The following is a 25489-nucleotide window of genomic DNA, read 5'->3' on the forward strand; positions in this document are numbered from 1 at the left end:
GGGTAGTTCACTCGAGTGCCTGGAGGTATCGCTCGACGTACGGGTGGAGGTTTTCATACGGTGGTTCGAAGACCTCCAGTCTGCTGTGTTGGGCGTCCATCTCGAGGGTGTCGTCGTCGAGTGTTACCTCGAACGCAGTCGCAAGGTAGTGTTTCGAGTCCACGCCCTCGACCTCCGAGGTGTCGTAGAAGTGTTCGAACGTCCCCAGTCGCGACTCAATAGTCACATCGACGCCTAACTCTTCGTCAGCGACGCGGTGGACGGCATCCGTCAGTGTCTCGTTTTTCAGCACCGTCCCACCGGGAACGAACCACTCACCGCGTGCGGGCTCGTTCTCACGAAGGCCGAGGATGACGCCGCCTTCGTGGCGAATCACGAGGTCGACGGAGACCAGCGGGACGTTCGCGACGATTGCTTCCCACTCGTCATCGGGAATCCACGTGTCCTGCTCGTCCGCCTGGGTGCGTTGGTCAGCCATCTATTCGTCGTCGCCGAGGTAGTAGTCGACGCAGGCCTCGAGGCCGTCTTCGAAGCTCCACGTGGGTTCCCAGCCGAGCGCCTTCGTCTTCGTCGCGTCGATGGCGTAGCGCTGGTCGTGGCCCGCGCGGTCTTCGACGAACTCGATTTGGTCTTCCGACCCACCGGCGGCTTCGATAATCTTCTCCGTCGTTTCGAGATTGGACAGTTCGACGCCGCTGCCGATGTTGTACACCTCGCCGATATCGCCCTCTCGGAGGACGACATCGAGCGCTGCACAGTTGTCTTCGACGTAGATCCACTCGCGGACGTTCGAGCCGTCGCCGTAGACCGGGAGCGTCTCGCCGTTCGCGGCGCGCTGGATGAACTTCGGAATAAGTTTTTCCGGGTGCTGTCGCGGACCGAAGTTGTTGCAGGTCCGCGTGATGAGCGTCGGTAGGTCGTGGGTTTCTCGGTAGCTCTGAACGAGCAGGTCCGCACCGGCTTTCGTCGCCGAGTAGGGGTTTCGCGGCGCGAGTGGGTCGTCTTCCGTGAACTTCCCTTCGTGAATCTCGCCGTACACCTCGTCGGTCGAAATCTGGAGGAACCGGTCGATATCCGCATCGAGGGCGGCATCGAGGAGTGTCTGAGTCCCCTGGACGTTCGTCGAGACGAACGGCTCGGCCCCACCGATGGAGCGGTCGACGTGCGACTCCGCAGCGAAGTTCACGATGACATCGGCATCGGCCACGAGGTCGTCAACAAGCTCGCGGTCTCGGATGTCACCCTCGACGAACCGATGGTTCGGGTGGTCGAGATAGCCGGCGAGGTTGTCACGCGACCCGGCGTAGGTGAGCACGTCGAGCGTGACGACTGAATCGTCGCCGGTATCGAGCAGATACCGCACGAAATTCGAACCGATGAATCCGGCACCACCAGTAACGAGTACGTCCATATGCCACCAACAGAGGCAGCATATATTTACATTTTCATCGACACAACGAGTACATGTACGCATTCGTCACCGGCGCTAACGGCTTGCTCGGGAGTGTCGTCGTCCGGACGCTCCGCGAGCAGGGCCACGAGGTCGTCGGCGGCTATCATTCCGAGGAACCCGCCTTCGACTGTCCCCTCCACCAAATCGATATCACGGATACTGAGCGGGTTGTAGAGTTGCTTGATGAGTACGACGTTGATCTGGTGATTAACTGCGCCGCCTATACTGACGTGGACGGCTGTGAATCGAATCCCGAGTTGGCGGCTGCAGTAAACGGAACCGCGCCGGGCGACCTCGCGGCGGTGTGTGACGACCGCGAGATTCTATTCGTTCACTACTCGACGGACTACGTCTTCGACGGCGAAACAGACGGGCTCTACGAGGAGGATGCCGAGACCGCGCCGATTCAGGAGTACGGCCGCTCGAAGCTCGCCGGTGAGCGTGCCGTCCGTGAGGTGAATGCTGATGCGCTCGTTCTCCGTCTGTCGTTCGTCTACGGCGCACGTGGTGACACGAGTGATCTCGTCGGCTTCCCCCAGTGGGTCGCTTCGACGCTCGCCGCCGGTGACACGGTCCCGCTGTTCACCGACCAGACGATGACGCCCAGTCGGGCCGGCAACGTCGCCACGACGACGCTGGAACTCCTCGATGCCGGTGTGTCGGGGACGTACCACGTGGCTAGTCAGTCGGCCGTCACGCCTTCCGACTTCGGTGCGGAAATCTGTGAGGTAATTGGTGGCGATCCGACGCTCATCGAGTCGTCAGTCATGGCCGACCTCGACCGCCCGGCGGCGAGGCCGCGACGCTCGTGTCTCGATGTGTCGAAGGTAGAAGGCGAACTCGGGCGGTCACAGCCGATGTTGGACGCCGACCTCGCGGCGCTCGAAGCCGCGTTCAGCGATTACAGTTCGTAGCTGGCTTTGTTGTCGAGGAAGTGCTCTTGGTCGGCCTGGTCGAGGTCCGTAAAGCGGAGGACGTTCTCACAGCCCAGTCCGGGGCACTTCATCACGCGGTTCGATTCGAGTTCGTTCGCTGAGACGACGGTTCCACACTGCGTACAGGCGTGGGTGATGATGTGCATGGTTAGAGTTTCAGTTGGGAGTTCTCGCCAACGACGAGGCGACGACCCTCCGGGAGGAAGTCGTCCGCACTGCCGATGTTCGCGCCCTTGCCGAGGAGGCTGTCGACGATGCGGCCGGAGGTGTTGATGCTCGACTCACCGATGACGACCGAGTTCTCGATGTGGACGCCTTCGAGTGTCGAGTTCGGACCGACAGACGTGTACGGGCCGACGTAGGTTCCTTCCTTGATGACCGCGCCATCCGCGATGGAGACCGGGCCACGGACGACTGCGCCGTCTTCGATGGTCGCCGACTCCGCGAGTTCGATACGGCCATCGACGGTTGCATCGTCGCTGACAGTGCCCCGCTTTTTGAGCGACTTGTCTTCGAGGACGAGTTGGTTCGCCTCGAGGATGTCTTCGGGCTTACCGGTGTCTTTCCACCAGCCCTCGACGACGTGCGAGTCGATGGCGTAGCCGTCTTCGAGGAGTGACTGAATCGCGTCCGTGATTTCGAGTTCACCACGCCACGAGGGTTCGAGTTGCTCGATGGCGTCGAAGACCGCAGGCGAAAAGACGTACATCCCGATAAGTGCGAGATTCGTCGGTGGCTCGTCCGGCTTCTCGATGAGTTGGGTGACGTTGCCTTGGTCGTCGACGTCCGCAATCCCGAACTGCTGTGGGTTCTCGACTTCCTGGAGCGCGATGCCCGCACCGAAGTCGCCCGACTCGAAGCTCTCGACGAGGTCGACGACGCCCTCTTTGAGGATGTTGTCGCCGAGGTACATCACGAAGTCGTCGTCGCCGACGAAGTCCTTCGCACAGCCCGCCGCGTGGGCGAGGCCGAGGGGGTTACCCTGGACGATGTAGGTAATCTCGACGCCGTAGTCCGAACCATCGCCGAGGAGGTTCTGGATTTCTTCGCGGCCCTTGTGGCCGAGGATGACGCCGATTTCGGTGATTCCCGCTTCTTTGAGGTCCTCGACCGCGTATTCGAGGACGGGTTTATTCGCGACCGGCACGAGTTGCTTCGGCCCGGTGTGGGTAATGGGTCGGAGACGGGAGCCCGTGCCTCCTGAGAGAAGTACGCCTTTCATGATTGTGTCTGTGATGTTATCATACTGACTCAAGTATGGTTCGCTTGCTCGAACTATTGGTAAAATCAGCTGTAGCAAAATCTTATAAATCTTCCCCAGAAACGAGGTCTCAATGATTAAAGAGATCGGCAAAGTCGGCCTTGATAAATTTCGACAGTTACGGAGTCGATTGGTATATGAAATGAGAAGTGGTATGAACTCTCCGACGGTTGATGTGGATAAGCAACAGAACGTCCTCATCATTACTATCGACTGCCTTCGTAATGATAGGCTCTCTGTGTCCGGATATCATCGTAAAACGACCCCTTTTCTTGACTCACTCAATTCATACTCTCCAGCAATTGCTGCGGCACCGTGGACGTTCAGTTCAGTTCCCTCTATCCTCACAGGACTTTACCCTCATAATCATGGGGCAGCGTACCCAGACGACTCCTCCAGAAATCAGGATCTGAGCAACCCTCCAAATGGCATTCGAGACAATGTCCACACGCTTGCAGACTTACTCGAATCAGTAGGATACAAAACCAGGTTTATAACTGCAATTGGTACCGCAGCAATCCCTATTAAAGGTCGGTTCAAATCCGTGAAACCACGCCATGATGTAGATGCTGGAGACATTCTTTCAGACATTCAACGGTGGTGGAATAACACATCTGGTCCGAAGTTCGGCTACGTACAACTGGGTGATCTGCATGAGCCGTTACACGATCCCCAAATCGAGTATTTCGACGAAATACCTAATATCGATGGAATTGATCGTTGGCGATTCGGCTCTCCCGATGAGGTTCAGAACGATAAGTTCGAACGATACCGTTCAGCAAGAGGGCTACTATATGATACGCTTCTTCGCTACGTTGATGAAGAGATTGAGCGTGTTCTTGATGAACTAGCTGAACTTAAGGATACAATTGTTATCGTGACAAGCGACCACGGCGAAGAGTTCTGGGAATACAAATCATTCGAGGAAGAACATTTCGAGGACTCTCGAGGAATTAGCGGTGTTGGTCATGGTCACGCGCTCGTCCCTCCAGTTCTCGAAGTTCCAATCATAACCAACCTTGAATCGATTTCTGGGTCTACAACACGTCGGAGTTCAACAGACATCGTCCCGACAATTCTCTCGGAAATGGATGCTACGGTAAATGTTGAGTTTGACGGAGAACCGTTACAAGAACCTTCAACTGGAGAGACTGCGTTACTTTCCCAAGAGATCGCCTACGGACCAAACCAAATTAGCGTTACTGAGGGGAATGAGCATCTCATCTATGTCCCAACAACAGATCGCTCGGTTCTCATTGACTTTGAAACTGGTGAACAAATTGACGATCCAGAGACTAAATCTCGTCTGATGAACTACGTCCCACGAGAACGCGCTACCGGTTCGTCTGTTGAGCTATCTGACGACGTGCAAAAGCAGTTGTCCGATCTTGGATACGCCGAGTAGCGTCAGCCGTGAATCTCTGCGTTCCAGTCGTATGGAATCCGGTCGTCGTCGTACGGAATCCGCTCTTCGTCGGGGTCTTCGTAGTCGTAGAGGTTCGTCGGGTAGTTGATGAGCAGCGATGGCTCGTCACCGATGGCCTTGAATCCGTGCCAGCAGTCACCTGGAATACGGATGACCTGCTGGTTGTGCTCGCCGATGACGAACGTGTCGAGTTCGCCCTGCGTGGGCGAGTCTTCTCGGTCGTCGTAGATGCCTACCGTGATGCGGCCCTTCGGACAGACGAAGTGGTCGATCTGCCCCTTGAGATGGCGATGCCAGGCTCGTACGACTCCGGGGTACGTCATCGAGTAGTAGGACATCTCCGGGTCGATTTCGTATTCGTCCCAGTCACTTCGGAACACTTCGACCAAGTGGCCGCGCTGGTCGGCGTTGACTTGGAGGTCGCGGACTTCGACGTCGTGAATCATCTCTTATTACTTGTTGGATTTTGTTTATCAACCTTACTGTGCATATTTACATCAGTCTTTGAAACTATTGTTTCATGTTATGCGCCCAATTTCACCGGTACTAATAGCCACAGTTATTTATCAGGTTGTCCCCTTGCTATGGAATGATTGAATGGCTACAGACGATTAACTGATGATATATTATCTCAAGTACTTCATTCAGTAATGAGACTACAATGAAACGGACACTCAAGTTAGAAATAATCTGCGTACTGGCAATGATATCTGTCTTTAGCTTAGTCTTCGTACAGGATGGGACTAAATTGCCATATGACCCGTACTGGAGGTACCAGGGTAACGTTTTAGCTGAAGTAATTTCCGAACAATCACGTCTACCAGGATATAACTCGTTTAGCGAAGGGCCCGAGTTAATCGGGTGGTTGGAGCGATTTGTGCAAAATACTGCAGGTCCATTAATGGTGGTTATCAGCTCGTATGTATGGGGTGTTTCGGTTATTAAGGTTCAAAACCTGCCGATATTTACTCCCGCGATGATTCTAACCCAGGCCTTATTAGCAAAACAGTTAGTTGGTCGCAGACCTGCGTTTTTTTCAGGAATAGTACTTGCAGTCGTGTTTAAGTTCCTCAATTTCTTTCAAATGACATCTGCCCACCGTGGAGCTATTGTTTGGCTGCTTTATTTACTGATAATATATACGTTGTCAATGGAAATCGAGTCTAGAAAGAGATTATCGCTATTATTTGTTGTTGCTCCAGCATTATTGTTTGCGGGGAAGACAGTCCCTGTGGCACACATGGTTCTTTTCAGTATTATTACGATTGGTCTCTTCCTCTCAAAATATACATCAACAGGCCATGTTGCAGCGAGTATTTATTTATTAATGGTAATTGCAACCTCTTCCATTATTTTTGGTTTTTTTGCGCATGCAACTGCCCTGGTTATACCATATCTTCAATCAGGTATAGATCTCGGTGGTACCAGTAGTAACTATATCTCTAGTTATTTGTATACTATTGACTACACATCGCCGTACCGAATCGCTTTTGTTCTATCTGGGATCGTGTCGTTAATCCTTTTAATATACTCGACAAAGCCATTACTCATACGAATATCATCGAAGTTTACATCTATTAACCGACAGGAACTCGCTCTTCGACCTCATTTCACATACTCAATTGTTCTAGTTGCACTGATATCACAAGGGATAGTCAATACTGTAGCATCATTTGTAGTTGGTGGGAGCGGTGGTTTGAATCCAATCATATTAGCCATTGTATTCACGCCAATCTTCGGCTCATACCTATTTGTAGAGTTTATTGACAAGATCCAGAAGGGTGGATCTAAAACTAAGAAAGTAGCTCTAATCTCGGTTGCGGTTATATTAATTTCAGTCCCAATGGCGACGACATATTCCGTTCAAGATTCTGTATCAGCGGAAGTAAACGGAGTCTCAAGTTCTGAATTACACTCTGGAAGGTGGGCTTCGACGTTTGCCTCACATGAAAAATTCATTAGCGATTTCAACTATCTGTCTGTTCTTCACACAGTTGATTCTGGAATATATACAGATGTCCCAGGTCCGGGGACACCACCTTACGCCACCCCTGATAAGGGGTCAAAACTGGTTAGTATCTACTACACCGATCCAAAACAGGCATTTTATGGGAGGACTGTATTCGTAGTCACCGGCGATATGAAAAATACAATGATGATCCACTTGGGATCAGTAGAAACTGTTCCAAACCCAGATCTCCCTGTGATGCTTTCTGCAGTTTCAAACAAGACATACACAAATGGCGGTACTGATGTATATATGTCCGATTCAGTAAATAGTTAGTGATTGTTTGTCAACGAAATTGGGATGGGAGATGATGTCTTCTTACACAATAACTATTTGTTAGATTCCTATGGATATCTCCCACGGTACTCTTCTCCTTTGAATCCGTCAATCGTACCTTGGACTAATGCTCTTGCACCCTGAATTTCTAGGTGAATTAGTCGATGCAATAACCTCGTGGTGAACCAATATATGAAGTGAGAATAGAATCTGTTTGATGTTCCTAATTGCTTTGCGAAAATCCACTTATTCCGAGCTGTGTAGTAGGATGGTATTGGTGTGAGTGACCCCCCCGAAGACGAGCTCACTTTATGCTCGACCCATTGGTCAGTTTTGGTCTTGATCTCAAATCCAGATTTTCGTATACGACGACAATACTCTGCATCTCCGTAGTATAAGAAGTAATTTTCTGGATAATGACCGACCTGTTCATACACATCTAGTGACAAAATAGCACAAGCAAATGGAATATAGTCATTCTGAATATATGCTGATTTAAAATTGGGGCTTGATCCAAACTTACTTTTCAGTATCGAGATCAGCGAACTATACCACTCATGGCTCGTTTCTCCCGTCTTTTTGTTGATATTCCCCTTTGAAAACCATATCTTTTCTCTATCCTCATCGTGATATATTAACGGAGTCACCAAACCAGTACTACTATCGACCTCATTGATAAGCGGTCTTAATTGGAAATCCTCTGGAAGAATAATATCATTATTCAACAACCATAGATAATCAGCACCGAGATCGATTGCACATTTTGCACCGATATTAACCGCACTCCCGAATCCACCATTTTTTTCAGCAAACACCATCTCAATATCATTGAAGTTCTTTTCAATCCGTTTTCCAGAACCGTCATCTGATCCGTTATCTACCACAATCACCTCCAAATGTTCTTTATCAATACTTTCCACCATGTTAATACATTCAGCAGTATCATTGTAGTTATTCCAATTAATTATCAAGCACGCGGTTACCTCTGAATCTTCACCCATCTATGTTAGAACCGAGTCAGTTCTAGAATAAATAGCTTGTCACAAAGCAAACAAATTTTCTATATGTTACATCTCTTATGAACTCTTCTGAAACCTCTTGAATACAAGATTCGGTACCAGTTTAGCGACTTAACCAACAAGTATAAATATAAAAATGTTGTTGATTCTTAACAAGTTCATGTACACGTTACCTCACATGATGAGATATGCTAATCTAAGATTCCACAACTACTTTTATCAGTCTCGTTTTAAGAATGGTAAAGATATTCTTTCTAGTGATTGGGATAATCTCCTCTTGCTTGATGCATGTCGGTATGACATGTTTGACAAACATGTCGATCTCCCTGGCGAACTTTCAAAGGTACAGTCAAAAGGATCAATGACAGCTCAGTTTCTCGAAGAGAATTTCGAATCACGAGATGCAACAGATACAGTCTACGTGACTGGAAATCCTATGTTGCGACGAATCCAAGATAGTCACAATTTCAATTTCCATAAGATAATTGATGTCTGGTCGGAGGGTTGGGACTCTAAGTTTGGAACCGTTCTCCCCGAAACTATTTTAAAAGCTGCAAAGTCTGCAGACCAGGAGTATCCAAATAAGAGATTAATTGTACATTTTATGCAACCTCACTTCCCTTTCATTACTAATACTGAATTCGATAAACAAATTCCGGACCCAGGTGAAACATCTGAAACTCAATTTTGGATCAAACTACGCAAAGGAGACATTGAATTAGAGCCCGATGAAATCTGGCCCCCATACGTGAAGAATTTAGAAAAAGTAGTACCGGCTCTCAGAGAACTTCTATCTATTCTCAGAGGAAACACAGTAGTCACTTCGGATCATGGCAACATGGTTGGTGAAAAGTCATCACCAATTCCAATTTCAGATTGGGGCCACCCGCGTGGTTTGTACACTCCAGAGCTAGTTGATGTACCATGGCTGTTCTATCAGTCAGATACTCAAAAGAACATAATCTCCGAGGAGCCAGAGAAAAAGGAGTCTTTCGACCAAGACGTAATTGGCGATCGGCTCAAAAACCTAGGGTATGTCGAATAACACCGTGAGTGAAGAGAAATCAAGCTCTTTAGCGTCGACAGCGTACGGCGCTGCTATATTCTACGTGGGGCGTTTGATTCAGTACCCTTTAGAGTTTATATTCAATATAATTTTATCAAATTACTTGGGGCCTGCAGGGTATGGTTTGGTGACATTTGCCGACACAATATTGAAGTCGTTGTTGAACTTCTCTGATTTAGGAACCGATAATGCCCTAATGCGATTTATTCCTACGTCTGATGATAACAATTATAAACAGGATATTGTAGGCCTGTCGCTTGTCTCTGTGCTCATTGTGAGTTCGGCTTTAGCGATATCAATAGTTGTGCTGTCCCCCTCGATCTCAAATTATACACTTGACTCTGATATATTCACACAAGTACTACGATACTTCGCCGTTCTGATTCCTCTATATGGACTAATACGAGTGATTCAAAACTCATTTCGGTCATTAGAACTTCCGCTGTTTCAACTCACTATTTCAGAAATTCTAGTTCCAACCTCTCGTCTGACAGCCGTTATCGGTTCAATTCTTCTCATTGAGTTTGGCGGACTGAATGGTGAGCCAGTTATTATAATATCTATTTTCTTTGTTGCCATCACCTTAGTTTTATCTGTCAGTTCCATGGTCGCGTTTTATCAAAAGACTGATTTGGAGTTTAGTGTACCAACTGAGAGAGGATTGCTAAAAAAATACTTTTCGTACTCACTCCCATTAACATTCGGTCAGACTGGTTATTTTCTAGTCAATCAAGCAGACATTATAATTGTGTCATTATTGCTGACTGGTTCTGATGTTGGACTGTACAAGTCTGCTGCAGTTATAGCTACTGTTGTTCTCTTGCCTCTCACGGGACTGAACCAGATATTCCCACCGCGAGCGTCCAATTTGTACGGTAGTGGTGAGTTCTCTGAACTGAACTCCTTCTATAAAACAATCACTCGTTGGTCTCTGACGGGGTCACTCCCAATTGTCATACTAATCGTGGTTTTTGGTGACATTATCCTTTCATATTTTGGTGATGGGTTTGCAGTTGCTTACCCAATCCTGATTATCTTAGCATCTCGGGGTATGATTGAATCATCTAGTGGTCCTTGTGGTTATATGTTAATGATGACTGACAATGAGCGTTTAGTATTGATAAATAACTGGTTGCTTGGGATGTCAAATGTAATTTTGAATTTCATACTGATTGATGCGATCGGTCTTAGAGGTGCGGCAGTTGCTACATTGATATCGGTTGGAATAGTTAACCCGATACGAATAATTGAAGTCTGGTACTTCGAAGGTTTTCACCCGTTTGAACGAAATATATATAAGCCTCTTGTCGCGGGTGGTGTTTGTTTGTCAAGTCTAGCACTTATATCATATCAGTTGGCTGGTATCTTGTCATTGATATTTGGCTTAATCGTAGCTCCTACGGTATATCTAATATGTCTTGCCCTGCTCGGATTTGAAGAAGAAGATTATCAGTTAGCCAATGAGTTAGGCATTATCAAATCATTGTCAAATGTCTGGGAGAATATCTAATAGATCGTCTTTGTAGCCCTCCCAAGTATAATTTTTACACGCGAACTCTTGGCTATTTTGTTGAATCTTGCGTCTAAGATCGTCATTGTCTAATAACGTTCTGATAGCATCTGCAAATTGAGTCGTATCTGTCTCACTTATCAAAACATGCTCCCTGTCTTTGAAACCAAAGCCACGAGAACCAAATTCGCTTGTGACAATTGGCAATCCAGACGAACAGTAATCAATCATTTTGACACTCGATCCACCTCCTTCAGTAACTGGGTTAAGTGCAATATCGAATTTGGAGAGAGTATCTCCTAAATCCTCAACATATCCAACCAGATTGATACAATCCATGTCAAGATCAGCAAAATGATTGGATACACTACCAACAATAGATGTTTTGAATCTTGGGTGGGTTTCTCTTACAATTTGGGTAGATTCAATTATTTTTTTCACTGCGTTCTGGTTCGGTTTTCGGTTCGCTCCAAGAAACACCGCGTGATTTGGGTCGTTTGTTACGTATTCTTTTTCAGCAAATCGTTCCTGACTTACAGAATTGGGAATCGATAAAGAAGGAATTTCAATCGAATACTTCTCGTGGTAACGCACAACATCTTCCTCAGAAACACAGATTAGGTGATCTGCACTAGTGAGGGCCTCCTCTTCAATATTTTTTACTGATTTTAAAAAGGCATCTCTAAGTGGAAAGTCTCCAAGAACAGAGTCGTATAAGTCAGATACAACGTCATGAGATGAATAGATGACATGTGTGTCATAATCGTTGCTAATGGTTTTTACAAACCACGGACGCTCGATAATGGTTACATCTGCCCACCTACATAACGAATCAAGGTCAGAAGGAATTCTCATGTTGAGAATCTTTGAAGAAATAAATTTCCCAAATTGAGACATTGATAAATATCCTATGACATTAGGCAAATCTAGTAACAAGCTGTTTGGTTGATACTCGGTTACACCATTCATTTCAAGCTTATAATCTAGTGAAATACTATCACTTCCCCACTGCTCATACAGCTTTGTCAGAATTCCATTAGTACAGTACCGAATTACATGATGATCCTCAGCAAGCGGATACGCAATTCCCTGTGTTCTTTCATCGCCACCGGTATTCTTCGGAAAGATATTATATGGACTCACCTGTAATATGTTCATATTCTGGTTAGTGAACGACGAACACGGCATATATATCTTTGGCTTATTGAGATTGAGCTGATATTCGATCTTGTATATTTCTCAACAGAATGTATATTGGCATCGTGATCACACTATAGTGATGTATTTGACAAACATCGGGTGACTAGAGAACCGTTGGAATAAATTCAATTTTGGTGGTGGTGAAAATAATGGGGCAGTAGAAAAAGAATTTGTGTCTAGAGGTGATGACCCGAATAATGGATGTGGCATTCACTTCAAACGTCGTTTACCCCTACATAACTGGTGGCGCAGAAAAGCGTATCCACGAAATCGCCACCCGACTCTCACAGCGAGGCCACGACGTAACCATCTACGGCCGCCACTTCTGGGACGGCCCGAAAGAGACGACTCACGAGGGCGTGACTCTCCGTGCAGTCGCCCCCGAAACAGAACTCTACACCGACGACCGTCGCTCGATCACCGAAGCGCTCGACTTCGCCGCCCGTCTCGCCTACCCGCTCGCTAAACGACTCCACAACGAGAATCACGACCTCGTCGTCGCCTCCGTCTTTCCGTACTTCCCTGTCCTCTCCTCGAAGCTCGCCGCTCTCGGGACCGACGTGCCCGTCGTCACGACCTGGCACGAAGTATGGGGCGACTACTGGGACGACTACCTCGGCGTGCTCGCCCCGTTCGGCAAGTTCACCGAACACCTCACCGTCAGAGTCCCCCAACACCCAATCGCCGTCTCGGGTATCACCGCCGACCGCCTCGCCGATATCGGCCGGGACAGAGACACAATCGAGGTCGTCCCGAACGGCATCGATGTCGATCAGATTCGGAACGCCCCACTCCCCGACGAGGGAGACTCCTTCGACGTGCTGTTCGCCGGACGGCTCATCGCCGACAAGAACGTCTCCATCCTCCTCGATGCCTTCGACCGCGTGGCCGACGAGTACGACAACGTGACCCTCGGCGTCGTCGGCGACGGGCCAGAGGCCGACCGTCTCGAACAACAGGCCAACTCGTTGGACCACGCCGACCGCGTGCGCATGCTTGGATTCCTCGACGAGTACGAGGACGTGTTGGGGCAGATGCGCGCCGCGGACGTGTTCGCCTCGCCGTCAACCAGAGAGGGTTTCGGCATCACCTACGCCGAAGCGATGGCCGCCGACTGTACGGTTATCGGCGTCCAGCATCCTGAATCCGCCGCGAGTGAGGTTATCGGCGACGCCGGCTATCTCGCTGAGCCGACTGTCGACTCAGTCGCAGACTCGTTAGCCCGAGCACTCGCGGGAGAGACACCGCCGACCGAACCAACGAAACGCGCCGAGAAGTACGATTGGGACAGCGTCGCCGACCAGGCCGAAGCGGCGTATCGTCGGGCAGTTAACGGTAGCTGGTAGCTGTTGAGGTGAACCAAGAGACACACCACAGTTGTGAAACTTATCGGCCAACCTCTAAACTGAACACCAATGACTCAACCCCCGCGTCGACGTGTCCTCAGCATCCTCGCCTTACTGGGGTGTCTGTTCGGACTCATGGTCTGGTTTGGGTCACTTGCACCTGCACCAGGGGTAGGCGCATACCCTGGATCCGAAGAGTTGGGCACGGACTACGACGCGTGGGTCGGCGATCAGGTGAGTCTCACGGGCACGGTCACCGATACTGACCCGCTCACGATCAGCGCTGAGTATGGGGCTGGTGAACAGGTCCGTCTTCGCGTTACCGACGCCGCTGTCGATGCGCAGCAGGGTGACAGTCTCTCAGTATACGGTGTCGTCGAACCAGATCGGACGATTCGTTCGTTGAACGCCTACACCGTCCCGCCGGGGAACTACCTGTACATGTACGCAGTTTCGTTCCTCGCTGGCCTGTGGGTGCTTGGAAGAATTATCCGGTCGTGGCGTCTCGACGAGACGTGGTCGCTCGTGCCACGGGAGACTCCACTCGGGATAGGTGACCTCACCTCCCAATCTACGCAGTCGGAGGACCACAATGCCTGACCTGCTCTCACACGTCCTGCTCGCATACACGATTGCCACGGTCGCCTCGTGGCGCTACGAGTGGGTCACGCGTCCGTACGTCACCGTCGCGATGGCTGGGGCGTTCATCCCCGACATGACCAAGGTCAGGTTACTGATTCCAAGCGCTCGAGTCGAACAATTGCTCGGGATACCGTTTGATTGGATTGGCCTTCACACCGCAGGTGCAGCCCTGTGTTCGGTCCTTATTGGTGTTCTTCTCGTCTCCGAGTCGGAGCGCAGCCGTGTGTTTGCGCTTCTCTCAGTCGGTGCGGCGTCGCACCTCATCGCGGACGCGTTCCTATTGAAACCGACTGGGTTATCGTATCCACTCCTCTGGCCGCTCACGCGACTTCACCCACCAACACCCGGGTTGTACCTGAGTACGGATTTCGAACCGTCCATCGTCTTCGGTGCAATCGCACTCACCGTCTATGTTATCACTCGATTGCAGACAGATCGAGCGTCTTCGTAATTCAGCCCTTCGTCTACCCCAGTTGTATAGCCCTACAGCTAACCTCCACACCCAGGCACCCGGGCAGCCTATATCACTCACTCCGATCCACGAATTGGGTTGATACACAGGAACCCATCGAATGTGACAGTACATTTCGTATGCTTTCTCTAGAATAAGACACCCCGATGGTAGACCGGAAGGGAGTCCACACACCATCGCTCGGTTCCAGTCACAGCACACGTGGTAGTCTCCGCACTTAGTGAGAGAGTACATTTCGTATGCTCTGTCTCACGAAAACGCCCTCGAAACGCCAGTATCGTCGGGTAGATCCAATCGTCGTTCGAGATGAGAAAGCATACGAAACAGACGAAGTGTGGTTTTATATAGTACACCGTCCTGGTTTCTGTAAGGACATGGCAGGACCGTTCAGCGACATGACGGAGACAATCTTCGCTGACAAAAGTGTACTCAGCGAAGAGTACCAGCCCGAAGAGATTCTCGAGCGGGACCAAGAAATCGAGGAATACCGATATGCACTCCAAGACGTTCTCTTTGGCCGGGACCCGAAGAACGTCATGCTGTACGGAAAGGCAGGACTTGGGAAGACAGCAGTCACGACCTACATGCTGGACGCATTGGCGACAGAGGTCGAGACGCGAGAACAAGCAGATGACCTGCACGTCCACGACGTAAACTGTAATGGCAAGACGCTGTTCATGGTCGTTCGTCGCTTGGTAAACGAACTGCTCCCAGCACACGCGAGCGACTTCCCCAAGCGCGGATTGGGAACGGGAGACGCCTTTGACGAACTGTACACACAACTCGATCGAATTGGTGGGACGCACATCTTCGCGTTCGACGAAATCGACCACCTCTCAGGTGCGAACTCCCTCCTGTACGAACTCCCACGCGCGCGGTCGAACGGACACATCGACGAGGCTCGAATTGGGATTATCGGCATCAGCAACAACTACACGTTCAGAGATGACCTCTCACCGAAAGTCAAAGACACGCTGATGGAGACCGAAATCTCGTTTTCCCCGTACGATGCGACCGAACTGAAGACCATCCTCCTCGATAGGGCGGAGCGTGCGTTCATCGAGGATGGCTACGACATGTCGGCGATAACCATGACGGCCGCGATTGCGGCCCGAGACATGGGCAATGCACGCCAAGCGATTGATCTCCTTCGTGTCGGCGCGGAGGTGGCTGAAAAACGAGGCGAGTACTGCGTGACCGACGAGCATATCGAGGAAGCTCGACGCCTTGTCCAACGTGGTCGATTGAGCAACCGCATCCGGGACCAAACCGAACAGGCACAACTCGTCTTGGAGACGATTGCTCGACTCGAAGAACAGGGGAACTGCCCTGTGCGCTCGAAGGAAATTCAATCCCACTACAAAACAGTCGCACGGTCCTGGGGCGTTGAACCGTTGACGACGCTCAAGAGTATTCAGGACCATCTCTCGGATCTCCACATGCTCGGCTTCGCCAAGCGATACGATCGAAACGAGGGATTGAGTGGTGGACAGTACTACGAGTACGAACTCGATCTCGATTCCGACCTCGTCTTGGAGACTCGCGAGCAAATCGAACACGACGAGTGACCTGAGAACGGGGGTCGAAGCATACGAAACGTACTCTCGTTTGGATCGGAATGGAGTCGCCGGCTTCGCCTTCGTCATCCCCAAGTTGTGTCTGCGTGCTCAGAGGTGAGTTTGAGGGGCGACGCTGTATGGCGAAAAGCATACGAAATATACTGTCTCACAACCACCCTGAACTGAACACGACTTCACCAGTACAGTTCGTCTGTTACTACTGTACGGCAAAACGCACGACGTACCCACGAAAAGCATACGAAATCTACTCTCTCACTCAGAAGATGACGTCCGAAGTCAGCTGAGATAGAGTACGTTTCGTATGCTTTCTTTCTTGGTTGAAAACGCAAGACAGCACCGTCGATAGCATACGAAACGTACTCTCTCAATCCGGCTTCGGATTGACGACGGACAAGACCCAGATCTCGTCGTCATCACGGGAAGAACGGAGTCTATTTCGCATGCTAAAATCTGTGTCCAAAAACGGCAGATGCCGACGTGGAAAGCATGCGAAATGTACTCCTCACTCAGAACGTGGTGGCCGAAGTGGGACCGAATAGAGTGCATTTCGCATGCTTTCGTTCGCCGTTGAAAGCGCAAGACAGCAGAGAGGAGAGCATACGAACTGTACTCTCTGACTCGGCCGCAGCTCAACGTGAGTATTGTTCGTCAAGAGGGTGCAACGCAGTCCGTGGCTGTATCTACCGCAGATACTGACGCCAGCGAGTGTACAGATACATCCCGCCGAAGATGAGGCCGATGAGCATCACGAGCGCGGTCACATGCGTTTCACGCACACCGACGGGAAAGGGAGGTGTTTGGAGGGACACACCGGAGCACAGTGGAGGGACTGAGAACACTACTAGCGGTGTCGAACGTCCATTTAGTTAGAGATTGTGTCCGTCGCATCGGTGTGGCCACGTCGTCGAACGGGTTACGCCGAGCAGTAACGAGGCAGCGTGGACGGCAGTCGGGGCCGAGTGGTATAACATCCATATGTTCGGTACACCTGCACGCAGTTTCCAACACGCAATGGGACACCACGAGCCAGACACAGCCTAGGGGTCTTGTTCAAAGTCTCACCACCTACTGCGTCGCTTGTGGAACACTGGTGGCCAGAATAGCGTGTTTGTGGATCTTCGGTTCGGTCCAAAAATGAGTGATAGCTATCTAAAAATGGTAACAATCAGTTTTGATACTATTTTTGTCTGTTGACTGAATATACTATTCAGGGTTTGGGACGCACTCCACGGAGAGTCCTTCCGGTTGTTTGAGGTCCCAAAAAGCATCACAGACGGCTGCAATGCCGATTCGTGCATTCGCAGAAGTCGACTCGGCTGTTTATCGAGGCTCGTCTGAGGAACGCGATCTCAACAGAGCCAATTTAAATACCATATTCACAGAATACTCAAGAAAGTGGTATTTCAGCGTTATAATATAGTTTTGCGCTGAGAGTATTTGAGACTCGATCTATCGACGCCGACAATCGTGTATCTCGATCCGTTCTGGCAGCCCCACCGCACCACACGCAGGACACGCCACGAGCGTCATCGGCAACTCCTGACAAGACTCTAACGCGGCGTGCAGATGCGCCTGCACCTCCGGCTCAGTCGTTCGCGTCAGCGCTTGGGCGAGGTGCATCTGCAGTTCTTCGTGGGCACTCATGCGCGGCAGGCCTCCTTCCACTCGGTATCCACCTGGAGCCCGATGGGTGCAAGTTGGCCCATCGAAGCCCACCCACGTTTCTGGGAGACGAACGCCTTCCACTCGCGAAGTGGCCGGCCATCGAGTGGCTGGTAGTGGTCGAGGGTTCGGCCAGCAAAGACGACGACGGCGTCGGCAGGTCGGAAGTAGTGGTGTGTGAATCCCTCGGTGTCGATTCCAAGGGTAAACGAGCGTGCGAGGGCGTTGGTAAGTTGCTCGGCTAGCGATACGGTACGCTCTTGTGTCGCGGTGTTCGTAGTTGACATTGGCTTTCTTGCTCCAATCGAGAAGCCACCCGGTCACGTGTGCCAGCACGTGGCCTTTCTGCGAAAGGCGAACCCGGTACTTCTCAGTTACAACTCTGTTCTTGAGCAACTTAATGCTATGCATTATGCCAAGTCAATCTGCATATTGATAACGCCATGGTTTATACCATATTGCAGTCTAACTGCGACTATGAGCGCCTCAAACCTTACTGGGACAGACAAAGCGATTCTCGACGTGCTCAAACGAGGACGCGATGGCAATCATCCGTGGGGACTTGCGACGAAAGGCTATCTCGTCGATGAGACCGGCTACTCACGAAACAGTGTGTATAATCGCCTCGAAGTACTCGAGGCTCGCGGCTACGTGAAACTAGTCCACGAACCAACTCGGCTCTTCGAATTCGTGAGTGATCCGCGAGAAGACTAGGAACAGAGGTACTACAGTTCGGATGCGTCGACGTCTCCAGATAGATAGCCAAGACCCTTGTCTGAGATTTCGTATTTGCCACGTTCAACACGTGTTACAAGCCCCTTCTCGACGAATTCTGATAAGCGTCGATTCACGTGGGACCGATCAAATCCAGCATTGAATGCGACAACAGTAGGCGTCAATACGAGACCGGAATCACCCAATATCTCTAGAATCTGGTCGTCCGTTGGCTTCATCCAATCCCCCCGTTTGCGCATACAGACCCAAGTCAGAACATCCTGTTAACAGAATCGATATGTTAGATAATAGTCACTATATTGTGGCCATTAGTCACCAGTTAGTGACTAAATTGAAGTGGGTGGACTAAGTTAGCTAGCGTAACGACTCACCGGGTCATCAGGTCCTCTCAGAAAGGACCCGTGTTGTAGCACGGACCCGGTGCGGTCAGTTCAAGCCAAACCGCATGTCTCCGAACACACCACCCACGCAAAAAGGTCTCGTCGCACAGCCACGCCGCACGGAGGGCCACGAATGACCAAGCCCTCCATCGAAGACCTCGCCGCCCGGATCGACGAACTCGAAGACCGCGTCGACGAACTCGAAGCTGACACCGAACAACTCGAAGCGACCGTCGACGCCCAAGCAGAGACAATCGCATCCCAACGCGGCCAACTCGCCCACTACGAAACCCGCACCCAAGACCTCGAAGCCGAACTCGACGCCGCAACGGACCACCGCAAGCATCTCCAACAGAGTCTCTACGCCGTCGAATCCGAAGACACCCCCAACGACGAGCCCAACACACAGCTCTCGCCACTCCAACAACTCATCCGACTTCCCTCGAAGGCGCTGTCGAATCTCACCGCCAACCAAGAGCGTGCTCGCTTCATCGCCAAGGACATCAGCGAGTACGCCACGAACGTCCCTGCGGGCTTCGCACTCGACTCGAGTACCATTCGCACCGTCCTCCACGCAAAGGAAGGCCGCACCCCCCACACCCAAACCGTCAGTCGCGTCATGGACTTTCTCGATGACCTCGGCAAAGAAGGCGTGAAGATCGTGAAACGCCGCGGAACCAAACGCGTCATCTTCTCCGAACACGTTGTCTCGGAACTCGCAGAGACACCAACGGCCTCGGGGAAGAGTAGCATCACGGATGTTGTGATGGGGTGGCGCTAGCGAGCGTGTGATCAACCGTCGATAGTCGGAACGCACTCCACGGGTCGTCGACACCCACCGCGGGTACAGCCCCCCAAGCTAGCAGCAGCACTCGAGAAAGCCCTCCTGTGGACAAGGGTAATGTGGGTGAGGAAAACGAGTTTCCGGTGGCGAGCCGAACGAGCGATATCACAACGGGTGTGATTCACTTAGGAGAGGCCCGATCGGGTTTTGGTCACTCTGAAAAATGAATCAAACGTAGCAAGGTTTCCCATGTGGGCTATGTCCTTTCTCGTCAGACCCTTGGTCAGGCTGTGGGTCAAACTGTGCCGGCCCGTATGCGCCGCATCCTGGATTCTCACCAAACTGTCCGGGCGAGAAGACTGGTGCACCATTCGCTTGCAGCACGACCGGGCCATCGTACATCGGCGTAGTCAACGAATTCTCCTCGCTCACTTGACCGTCTTTACTGTCCGTGGGAGTGACACTAATTCCTTTGAACTCTATCGTTCCAGCATCACCAGTCCGGAACCCTCGGTACTCCATGTTCGAGTGGAACTCGTTGAGCGTCATCGTCATCGTCACTCGTTGCCATCCGTCAGTGTCGCCAATCACTCGCTTCTCGAATACCCCACTCTCATCTGCCGACCCGACATCGACGTACAATGGAGTCGCCTCAGCAGGGGCAGAGACACGAACTTCGAACGTCACGTCGTAGGTCCCCGGTGGTAAGGAGTCGTACGGGCCGAACCAGATGGTATCGCCTGCGGAACCGTACTTACTGATTAACCGCCGGTCGTATCGCTGCACATCGATAGACTGGCTGTTCAAGCGGTAGACATCGTCGATTGAATATGCCACGCTCGGGAGCTCGTACGCCGAGGTGATCCCTCTAGGTTCCCCTTCGTACCCACGCTTGAATATCCAGACGCCATCCTCGTACATATACAACCGATACTCCTCGCCGAGCTCAGAGGCGTAGACTCCCGAAATGATAGTATTCCAGTCTTCTCGACGTGAGTCGAGTTTCGTATCGAAGACGAGATACTCAACCGGTTCGACTGAATTCTGTTCGGTGTACTTCTGGTACGTTGCCGGGGTTGCGATGAACAGCGCGTTTGGGTGTTTGGCTAGATGGGGGTACACGTCGTTCTGAGTAACAACCGATGCGTTGGCCGGTATCTCTTCTAGGCCGGCTCGAAGGACTTCCATGTGTGTAGTGTCTTGTGGGACTGCCTGTGTATCTGCGACTGCCCCCCCGACACCGAGGATACTGACTAGTAGCATGCCTACACAGAGGTGGACAAATATCTTCTTGGAGGGTCGAGGGGGGTCGAGTCGGCCGAGTACACGGATCGCCCCAATGTACAAGAATGGAAGCAGATACAATGGGTAGTGTGCTCCAAACGAGTAGTACACGTCCATTCCTGCGAACACCCATGCGAATCCGATGAACGGGGCAATAGAGGCGAGCGAGAACTCGTCGAAGATGGACAAGAACCCCACCGGAACGAGCAATAAGATAAGGAAGGCACCCTTCTGCCAGAAGTCGTAGACCAATGCCCCGAGTGCTGCATCCGGGTGGTTGATGAGTATTTGCACCAATGCCCCGGTGCTCACTCGCTCGCTCTGGACGAACGGTCTGATGGATTCTGCGAGACTCCTGACCGGAATTCCACTAAACTGGTTGTATTGACCAATCACGTATCCTGCGAGGATATGGACCCCGATGATTAACGTCGCCACGCCGACAAACACGGGCCACTCTCGCTGAATTCGGTCTTCGCGGAGAGAAACGAGTACGTAGCCGACCAATGCTCCAGCCATGATGATAACTAAGAACTCGTTCGTGAGCAGGACTGCAGCGGTCAACGCGAGAAACAGACCGTAGCGCTGTCGGCTATACATAAGATACGCGGTAAACAGCAATACTGGCAGGAAGATCTGTTCTTGGAAGTCGAACAACCACGCCGAAAACAAGAACGGGTTGAGCGCGTACGAGATCGTGATGATGGCGGCAAAACGGTCTGAGTTTAGGATTTCACGACCGAGGATCCAGACAAGCGGGATGCTTGCAGCCAAGACGAACGACTTGACGACGATGAGCGTGTATGCGGATGGGGCTATTGCATAGAACGCGTAGGCGACAAATAGAGTGAGCGAAAAGTGTTCGCCCCAGTACGCGCTCGTTGGGTTTCCGACCCGGTACCGACCGGTGTGGAGGAACCCCGTGCCAGTACGGAGAGTTTCGAATCCGTGAACATATGAACCGAAGTCACCACCGGTCAACCAGAACCCCCGATACAACAGACTCAGATAGAGCGAGAAGAGTACGAAGAGTACAAATGAGCCGAGTAGTACGATTCGGGTGTTTCGATCCGGGGACGGGATCGTGGTCTGGATATGTCTTTTCACCGCTTCGATTTGAGGGTCCAGAGTCGTATCTCGATTCCAGACGATGGTATCGCTCGCACCAAATCCCCAGAACGTCCCAACAACGATCGCGATGAGGTTCGCTACGAGATAGTTCAACTGGACGTACTCGACAAGTAATACGAGTGCGACAAGGTGGATTCCCATGCCGACGAGCCTTGTACTCCCGTATTTCAGTCCTCGCCAAAGCCAAGCTTTGATACCACCATCGCCGTACTCCCTCCAAGTCCACGAATCATTGATAGTGTAATTAATCGCGGTACTGATGAATTGCCCCAGTGCCCCACCAATGAGGTAGGAAATGCCGAGGATCCCGGTGGCGACGAACAACACGCCTTCGTTGATCACGATCCCGAGCAATCCCACGATAACGTACTTACTGAATAGTATCTTTCGTTGAGACGTTACTACTCGTACCTTATCCTCAACTGACTGTTTGAGGGTGTTCTCAGTAGTCATTTGAAATCGGTGAGACGAACGTTGAATCTGTTGTCGTGGCTTGTCTATTCCCCGTCATCGGAGGCTGCTCACCAGTGAGCATAGCCTGGAGTTGGGGGAACACGGTCTGAGATTCGTGCCCACGGACGGATTGGTGGGCGGCCTTGCATCGAGACTCGTACAGTTCGGGAGCGTCCGACCACTCTCTGTAGAGTTTCTCGAGACAATACCTCATCTCTTGGACGGTTCCCGCGTGGAGGACGCCAGCGTTCTCACGGATGTGCGTTGGGATCGGACTCGTCACGATAGGCGTCGCGCTCGCACAGCTCTCGTTGATTACCATGCTGTCTGTGTCCACACGAGAAGGGTGGAACACTACGTGCGATCGAGCGTAAGCTGCTGCCAATTCCGTCTCAGAGAGGAATCCCAGCCCGGTGATGTCCGGGTGAGACACCTCGCCTGTTGCACACACTCGAATCTCATTGGGTAATTGTTCTGCGACCCTCTCGACGAAATCCCATCCTTTTTCTGGGATGTGCGCTGCGGTCACGAGGACGGTGAACTCCGAGTCTGGAGTACCGGTAGTAGGGTGGAAAATGTCCGTGTCGACGAAGTTTGGTATCGTGACAAGGCCAGGATGATCCACTCCGAATGCAGGCGTGACAGTATGGACGAGGTCGTACCACCTGAGGTCTCGTGACCCGACGAACTTATACAGCGTCTTGACGGCCGTTGGGACGAGTCCATAATGAGGTTCGTAGAGTCTCTGTGAGATGTACGCCCACGAGTGAATCCCAGCGATGTATTGATTTGCTCTGGGGAACGAAAGTCGCGCCCCAGGATGGTAGAAGACGTACGCCGTGTCTACTCCAGATAGGTCGTGGCGCCAGCGTTCCGTGTACTCGATCCGCTCGTCGAGCACGTCCTCAACGCTCACTCGACGAGTGCCGTTCGGGGCGTACGGATACGCATGAATGGCAACCTCTGCATCAGTGTGCTGAACGAGATAGTTCGCGAGAGTCACAACCCACTTTTCACCACCTCGGAAGTGTTCAACCGAGAAATGAGGACAAAGCGCGACCCGGTGCGATTCACCGGTCATCGTATGTCACCTCTCAGGTCGAAAATATGAGTCAGGAAATTCAAATACTCGCTAATCGTCAAATTTGATTCGCCACGGGTCCGTTCGTCAAAGACGTACGGGACTTCTACTGCTCTCGATATTCCACCTCGAACCAACAATTCGAGAAGGATTTTATATCCGTTTGGTTGGAGCTGTTCCGCTTCGATACAATCCCGTCGGACGATAAAGAATCCGCTAAGCGGGTCGTGGAACTCTCTAGTGGTTGGGAGTAGACTCTTCGAGATGAACGTTGCACCGGCACTAACGAGTCTTCGGGTGAGAGGCCACCGTTTAATACGGCCGAAGTCTGTGTGACGACTCCCAATTACAATCTCGACGTCGTCGTCCATATGGAAGAGCAGTTCCGGGAGTTTCTCTGGGGGGTGTTGAAGATCTGCATCGATAACTGCACAACACGTGTACGTGCTTTGACTAAATCCGCACATAACGGCGTTTCCGAGCCCCTTGTCGCGTTGGCGCCGGTAGACCTTCACCAGTGGATCGTCTTCGTAGGCAAGCTCAACAATTCGCCAGGTATTGTCTGGGGAGTCATCGTCGACAACGATAATCTCATGTTCCACATCTCTGAGTGCCTGCTTCGTACGTTCGATGACAGCTAAGATGTTATCTGCCTCGTTGTATGTCGGAACGATAACCGAGATACTCTCAAGGTGATTTCCTCGATAGATGTCGACACTATCTGTTTCTCTCTTCGGTGCACCAGTTTGTCCTGCTTGGTATCGTTGCTGTATCTCTTCCACAGCCATACCGCAGAAATGAGAATAGTTGGTATTGTTATGAAGTATATATTATATACTAATAACCAATTATTATCATCAAACGAAGATTTTCATTTCTGAAGTTCATATTTAGTATTGGCCATGTTAGATTACCATATGGTAATGGCCGTGAATTTGCGTCAATCGGCTCTCTATAGGCAATATCTTGATCCTTTGTTCCGGAAAATGGATGCCATTTGGAATCGTTAATATGTACTGAATTGTGAAATACTCTTTCAGTTCATCTATTTATTAGATATATCTAGATTTGACAATTTCTGCAGAATCTATCTTTAGTGAGTGCTACTCGTGGTGAGTGACACTCTCTCCCATTATGCGCATCTCCAGTTCCTGTCCTAGCAGCTATTCCCCAAAGTTCTCCGAGATGACAACAATATATGGTCCTCCTGTCTACAGAGAGAAGAGGCTCTGTTGAAATCCTCAGTCAATGGTAGGGTTCGGTTTCCGTGCTGAATACAGCGCGCTAGTCGGTCAACGAGATGGGATTCGTTTTATTTTCACGTGTGCAAATAGTATCATATGAGGAGCCCAGAGTCAAGCGAAAGTGCTGGTTCGTGGGTTGATTCACATCCGACTGCGTTTTTTATGTACTTAGTCACATCCGGCGTTGTAGCAGGGCTCATCTACTCATTCGTATTGAATCAGCCGCTTTCCAGAGGACTTTTGTACGGCATCACTGCTGGGATTACATTCGCTACTCTCAACGCTGTGGTTGGAGAGTAACTCTCGAAGAGATGCAAGATACACCCTTGGAGTAGAAATTGCTCGTGTCATCGTAGCCGACCACGGTTTCGGTATCCTCGACGTGCGAGGGGCAGATATTCTCAATTAAAAAGTGGTAACCAGTCGAATCACTAGGACGCAAGAACCAAACTGACGAACTTCATCCGTTCGTACCACTACTCACTCGGTGTGAGGTGTGCCCCAAGTACGTTATTCAGGCTGTGATGAGTATCGGCATTGT

Annotated in this window: 23 protein-coding genes; 11 read left to right on the top strand and 12 right to left on the bottom strand. The window is 50.9% G+C overall.

Translation table 11 applies throughout. The annotated features are described in order from the left end of the window. Positions 1-7 precede the first annotated feature (7 nt). Both DEQ92_RS20630 and rfbB read right to left on the bottom strand, forming a co-directional pair. Positions 8-478: a GDP-mannose mannosyl hydrolase gene (locus DEQ92_RS20630; protein ID WP_004975896.1), complete on the bottom strand. Its 471-nt coding sequence runs from the start codon at positions 476-478 to the stop codon at positions 8-10. Beyond that, positions 479-1411: a dTDP-glucose 4,6-dehydratase gene (gene rfbB, locus DEQ92_RS20635; protein ID WP_115821682.1), complete on the bottom strand. Its 933-nt coding sequence runs from the start codon at positions 1409-1411 to the stop codon at positions 479-481. It abuts the gene before it with no gap. A 53-nt stretch (positions 1412-1464) separates the two neighbouring features. Between rfbB and rfbD the strand changes: the two genes are divergently transcribed. Continuing rightward, positions 1465-2367: a dTDP-4-dehydrorhamnose reductase gene (rfbD, locus tag DEQ92_RS20640; protein WP_115821683.1), complete on the top strand. Its 903-nt coding sequence runs from the start codon at positions 1465-1467 to the stop codon at positions 2365-2367. Here the strand turns inward: rfbD and DEQ92_RS20645 are convergent. Together DEQ92_RS20645 and DEQ92_RS20650 are read right to left on the bottom strand one after the other, a co-directional pair. Continuing rightward, a complete protein-coding gene (locus tag DEQ92_RS20645; RefSeq protein WP_004041942.1) occupies positions 2355-2534 on the bottom strand; it encodes a hypothetical protein in 180 nt (59 codons plus the stop codon). The two genes, rfbD and DEQ92_RS20645, sit on opposite strands and share 13 nt — an antisense overlap. A 2-nt stretch (positions 2535-2536) precedes the next feature. Continuing rightward, entirely contained in the window at positions 2537-3610 is a 1074-nt protein-coding gene (locus tag DEQ92_RS20650; protein WP_115821684.1) for a glucose-1-phosphate thymidylyltransferase, read from the bottom strand. 112 nt (positions 3611-3722) lie between these two features. Here DEQ92_RS20650 and DEQ92_RS20655 point away from each other — a divergent pair, with 112 nt between their 5' ends. Then, positions 3723-5054: a sulfatase-like hydrolase/transferase gene (locus tag DEQ92_RS20655; protein ID WP_115821685.1), complete on the top strand. Its 1332-nt coding sequence runs from the start codon at positions 3723-3725 to the stop codon at positions 5052-5054. Between the two features lie 2 nt (positions 5055-5056). Here DEQ92_RS20655 and DEQ92_RS20660 read toward each other — a convergent pair whose 3' ends face one another. Beyond that, entirely contained in the window at positions 5057-5521 is a 465-nt protein-coding gene (locus DEQ92_RS20660; protein WP_115821686.1) for a dTDP-4-dehydrorhamnose 3,5-epimerase family protein, read from the bottom strand. 215 nt (positions 5522-5736) lie between these two features. Here DEQ92_RS20660 and DEQ92_RS23305 point away from each other — a divergent pair, with 215 nt between their 5' ends. Then, the gene (locus tag DEQ92_RS23305; RefSeq protein ID WP_147299524.1) at positions 5737-7359 is read left to right on the top strand and encodes a hypothetical protein; all 1623 of its coding nucleotides are present in this window, start codon (positions 5737-5739) and stop codon (positions 7357-7359) included. 68 nt (positions 7360-7427) lie between these two features. Here the strand turns inward: DEQ92_RS23305 and DEQ92_RS20665 are convergent, their stop codons facing one another. Further along, positions 7428-8360 carry a glycosyltransferase family 2 protein gene (locus DEQ92_RS20665; protein WP_115821687.1) on the bottom strand — a complete coding sequence of 311 codons (933 nt, stop codon included), beginning with the start codon at positions 8358-8360 and terminating at the stop codon, positions 7428-7430. Between the two features lie 178 nt (positions 8361-8538). Between DEQ92_RS20665 and DEQ92_RS23310 the strand changes: the two genes are divergently transcribed. Together DEQ92_RS23310 and DEQ92_RS20670 are read left to right on the top strand one after the other, a co-directional pair. Further along, positions 8539-9423 (top strand): hypothetical protein, encoded by an 885-nt coding sequence (locus tag DEQ92_RS23310; protein ID WP_147299525.1) that lies wholly within the window; start codon positions 8539-8541, stop codon positions 9421-9423. A gap of 4 nt (positions 9424-9427) precedes the next feature. Continuing rightward, entirely contained in the window at positions 9428-10954 is a 1527-nt protein-coding gene (locus DEQ92_RS20670; protein ID WP_158547642.1) for a flippase, read from the top strand. On the opposite strand, the gene DEQ92_RS20675 is transcribed toward DEQ92_RS20670, so the two are convergent. Then, the gene (locus DEQ92_RS20675; RefSeq protein WP_158547643.1) at positions 10931-12112 is read right to left on the bottom strand and encodes a glycosyltransferase family 4 protein; all 1182 of its coding nucleotides are present in this window, start codon (positions 12110-12112) and stop codon (positions 10931-10933) included. The two genes, DEQ92_RS20670 and DEQ92_RS20675, sit on opposite strands and share 24 nt — an antisense overlap. Positions 12113-12351: 239 nt before the next feature. Here DEQ92_RS20675 and DEQ92_RS20680 point away from each other — a divergent pair, with 239 nt between their 5' ends. From DEQ92_RS20680 to DEQ92_RS20695, 4 genes are all read left to right on the top strand, one after another. Then, complete coding sequence (locus DEQ92_RS20680) at positions 12352-13500, top strand: glycosyltransferase family 4 protein (RefSeq protein WP_115821690.1); 1149 nt, start codon at positions 12352-12354, stop codon at positions 13498-13500. Positions 13501-13569: 69 nt separating this feature from the next. Further along, positions 13570-14100 carry a hypothetical protein gene (locus DEQ92_RS20685; RefSeq protein WP_233516920.1) on the top strand — a complete coding sequence of 177 codons (531 nt, stop codon included), beginning with the start codon at positions 13570-13572 and terminating at the stop codon, positions 14098-14100. After that, positions 14093-14593, top strand: a complete 501-nt coding sequence (locus DEQ92_RS20690) for a metal-dependent hydrolase (RefSeq protein ID WP_115821691.1) — start codon at positions 14093-14095, stop codon at positions 14591-14593. The genes DEQ92_RS20685 and DEQ92_RS20690 overlap by 8 nt, the downstream gene beginning before the upstream one ends. 395 nt (positions 14594-14988) lie before the next feature. Beyond that, a complete protein-coding gene (locus tag DEQ92_RS20695) occupies positions 14989-16182 on the top strand; it encodes an orc1/cdc6 family replication initiation protein (protein WP_115821692.1) in 1194 nt (397 codons plus the stop codon). Between the two features lie 1652 nt (positions 16183-17834). On the opposite strand, the gene DEQ92_RS20705 is transcribed toward DEQ92_RS20695, so the two are convergent. Next, positions 17835-18143 carry a hypothetical protein gene (locus DEQ92_RS20705; RefSeq protein ID WP_115821694.1) on the bottom strand — a complete coding sequence of 103 codons (309 nt, stop codon included), beginning with the start codon at positions 18141-18143 and terminating at the stop codon, positions 17835-17837. A 190-nt stretch (positions 18144-18333) separates the two neighbouring features. Here DEQ92_RS20705 and DEQ92_RS20710 point away from each other — a divergent pair, with 190 nt between their 5' ends. Then, entirely contained in the window at positions 18334-18570 is a 237-nt protein-coding gene (locus DEQ92_RS20710) for a MarR family transcriptional regulator (RefSeq protein ID WP_115821695.1), read from the top strand. Positions 18571-18581: 11 nt separating this feature from the next. On the opposite strand, the gene DEQ92_RS24175 is transcribed toward DEQ92_RS20710, so the two are convergent. Continuing rightward, a complete protein-coding gene (locus DEQ92_RS24175) occupies positions 18582-18809 on the bottom strand; it encodes a MarR family transcriptional regulator (RefSeq protein WP_115821704.1) in 228 nt (75 codons plus the stop codon). 295 nt (positions 18810-19104) lie between these two features. On the opposite strand from DEQ92_RS24175, the gene DEQ92_RS20720 reads away from it, so the two are divergent. Further along, positions 19105-19752, top strand: a complete 648-nt coding sequence (locus DEQ92_RS20720) for a hypothetical protein (protein WP_115821696.1) — start codon at positions 19105-19107, stop codon at positions 19750-19752. Between the two features lie 231 nt (positions 19753-19983). Here the strand turns inward: DEQ92_RS20720 and DEQ92_RS20725 are convergent, their stop codons facing one another. Genes DEQ92_RS20725 through DEQ92_RS20735 form a run of 3 tightly spaced genes read right to left on the bottom strand, consistent with a single transcriptional unit; the run spans position 19984 to position 24492 of the window. Next, entirely contained in the window at positions 19984-22623 is a 2640-nt protein-coding gene (locus DEQ92_RS20725) for a GtrA family protein (RefSeq protein ID WP_115821697.1), read from the bottom strand. Then, on the bottom strand, positions 22613-23704 hold the full coding sequence (locus tag DEQ92_RS20730; protein WP_199522949.1) for a glycosyltransferase family 4 protein: 1092 nt from the start codon (positions 23702-23704) through the stop codon (positions 22613-22615). Before DEQ92_RS20730 ends, DEQ92_RS20725 begins: the two co-directional genes overlap by 11 nt. Continuing rightward, positions 23701-24492 carry a polyprenol monophosphomannose synthase gene (locus tag DEQ92_RS20735; protein ID WP_115821698.1) on the bottom strand — a complete coding sequence of 264 codons (792 nt, stop codon included), beginning with the start codon at positions 24490-24492 and terminating at the stop codon, positions 23701-23703. Before DEQ92_RS20735 ends, DEQ92_RS20730 begins: the two co-directional genes overlap by 4 nt. Positions 24493-25489: the final 997 nt, after the last annotated feature.

The organism is Haloferax sp. Atlit-6N (assembly GCF_003383195.1).
Classification (GTDB): domain Archaea; phylum Halobacteriota; class Halobacteria; order Halobacteriales; family Haloferacaceae; genus Haloferax; species Haloferax gibbonsii.

Bases quoted from the DNA above. Each gene is read 5' to 3' on its own strand.
- DEQ92_RS20630 (WP_004975896.1), bottom strand. From the start codon at position 478: ATGGCTGACCAACGCACCCAGGCGGACGAGCAGGACACGTGGATTCCC.
- rfbB (WP_115821682.1), bottom strand. From the start codon at position 1,411: ATGGACGTACTCGTTACTGGTGGTGCCGGATTCATCGGTTCGAATTTC.
- rfbD (WP_115821683.1), top strand. From the start codon at position 1,465: ATGTACGCATTCGTCACCGGCGCTAACGGCTTGCTCGGGAGTGTCGTC.
- DEQ92_RS20645 (WP_004041942.1), bottom strand. From the start codon at position 2,534: ATGCACATCATCACCCACGCCTGTACGCAGTGTGGAACCGTCGTCTCA.
- DEQ92_RS20650 (WP_115821684.1), bottom strand. From the start codon at position 3,610: ATGAAAGGCGTACTTCTCTCAGGAGGCACGGGCTCCCGTCTCCGACCC.
- DEQ92_RS20655 (WP_115821685.1), top strand. From the start codon at position 3,723: ATGATTAAAGAGATCGGCAAAGTCGGCCTTGATAAATTTCGACAGTTA.
- DEQ92_RS20660 (WP_115821686.1), bottom strand. From the start codon at position 5,521: ATGATTCACGACGTCGAAGTCCGCGACCTCCAAGTCAACGCCGACCAG.
- DEQ92_RS23305 (WP_147299524.1), top strand. From the start codon at position 5,737: ATGAAACGGACACTCAAGTTAGAAATAATCTGCGTACTGGCAATGATA.
- DEQ92_RS20665 (WP_115821687.1), bottom strand. From the start codon at position 8,360: ATGGGTGAAGATTCAGAGGTAACCGCGTGCTTGATAATTAATTGGAAT.
- DEQ92_RS23310 (WP_147299525.1), top strand. From the start codon at position 8,539: ATGTACACGTTACCTCACATGATGAGATATGCTAATCTAAGATTCCAC.
- DEQ92_RS20675 (WP_158547643.1), bottom strand. From the start codon at position 12,112: ATGAACATATTACAGGTGAGTCCATATAATATCTTTCCGAAGAATACC.
- DEQ92_RS20680 (WP_115821690.1), top strand. From the start codon at position 12,352: ATGGATGTGGCATTCACTTCAAACGTCGTTTACCCCTACATAACTGGT.
- DEQ92_RS20685 (WP_233516920.1), top strand. From the start codon at position 13,570: ATGACTCAACCCCCGCGTCGACGTGTCCTCAGCATCCTCGCCTTACTG.
- DEQ92_RS20690 (WP_115821691.1), top strand. From the start codon at position 14,093: ATGCCTGACCTGCTCTCACACGTCCTGCTCGCATACACGATTGCCACG.
- DEQ92_RS20695 (WP_115821692.1), top strand. From the start codon at position 14,989: ATGGCAGGACCGTTCAGCGACATGACGGAGACAATCTTCGCTGACAAA.
- DEQ92_RS20705 (WP_115821694.1), bottom strand. From the start codon at position 18,143: ATGTCAACTACGAACACCGCGACACAAGAGCGTACCGTATCGCTAGCC.
- DEQ92_RS20710 (WP_115821695.1), top strand. From the start codon at position 18,334: ATGAGCGCCTCAAACCTTACTGGGACAGACAAAGCGATTCTCGACGTG.
- DEQ92_RS24175 (WP_115821704.1), bottom strand. From the start codon at position 18,809: ATGAAGCCAACGGACGACCAGATTCTAGAGATATTGGGTGATTCCGGT.
- DEQ92_RS20720 (WP_115821696.1), top strand. From the start codon at position 19,105: ATGACCAAGCCCTCCATCGAAGACCTCGCCGCCCGGATCGACGAACTC.
- DEQ92_RS20725 (WP_115821697.1), bottom strand. From the start codon at position 22,623: ATGACTACTGAGAACACCCTCAAACAGTCAGTTGAGGATAAGGTACGA.
- DEQ92_RS20730 (WP_199522949.1), bottom strand. From the start codon at position 23,704: ATGACCGGTGAATCGCACCGGGTCGCGCTTTGTCCTCATTTCTCGGTT.
- DEQ92_RS20735 (WP_115821698.1), bottom strand. From the start codon at position 24,492: ATGGCTGTGGAAGAGATACAGCAACGATACCAAGCAGGACAAACTGGT.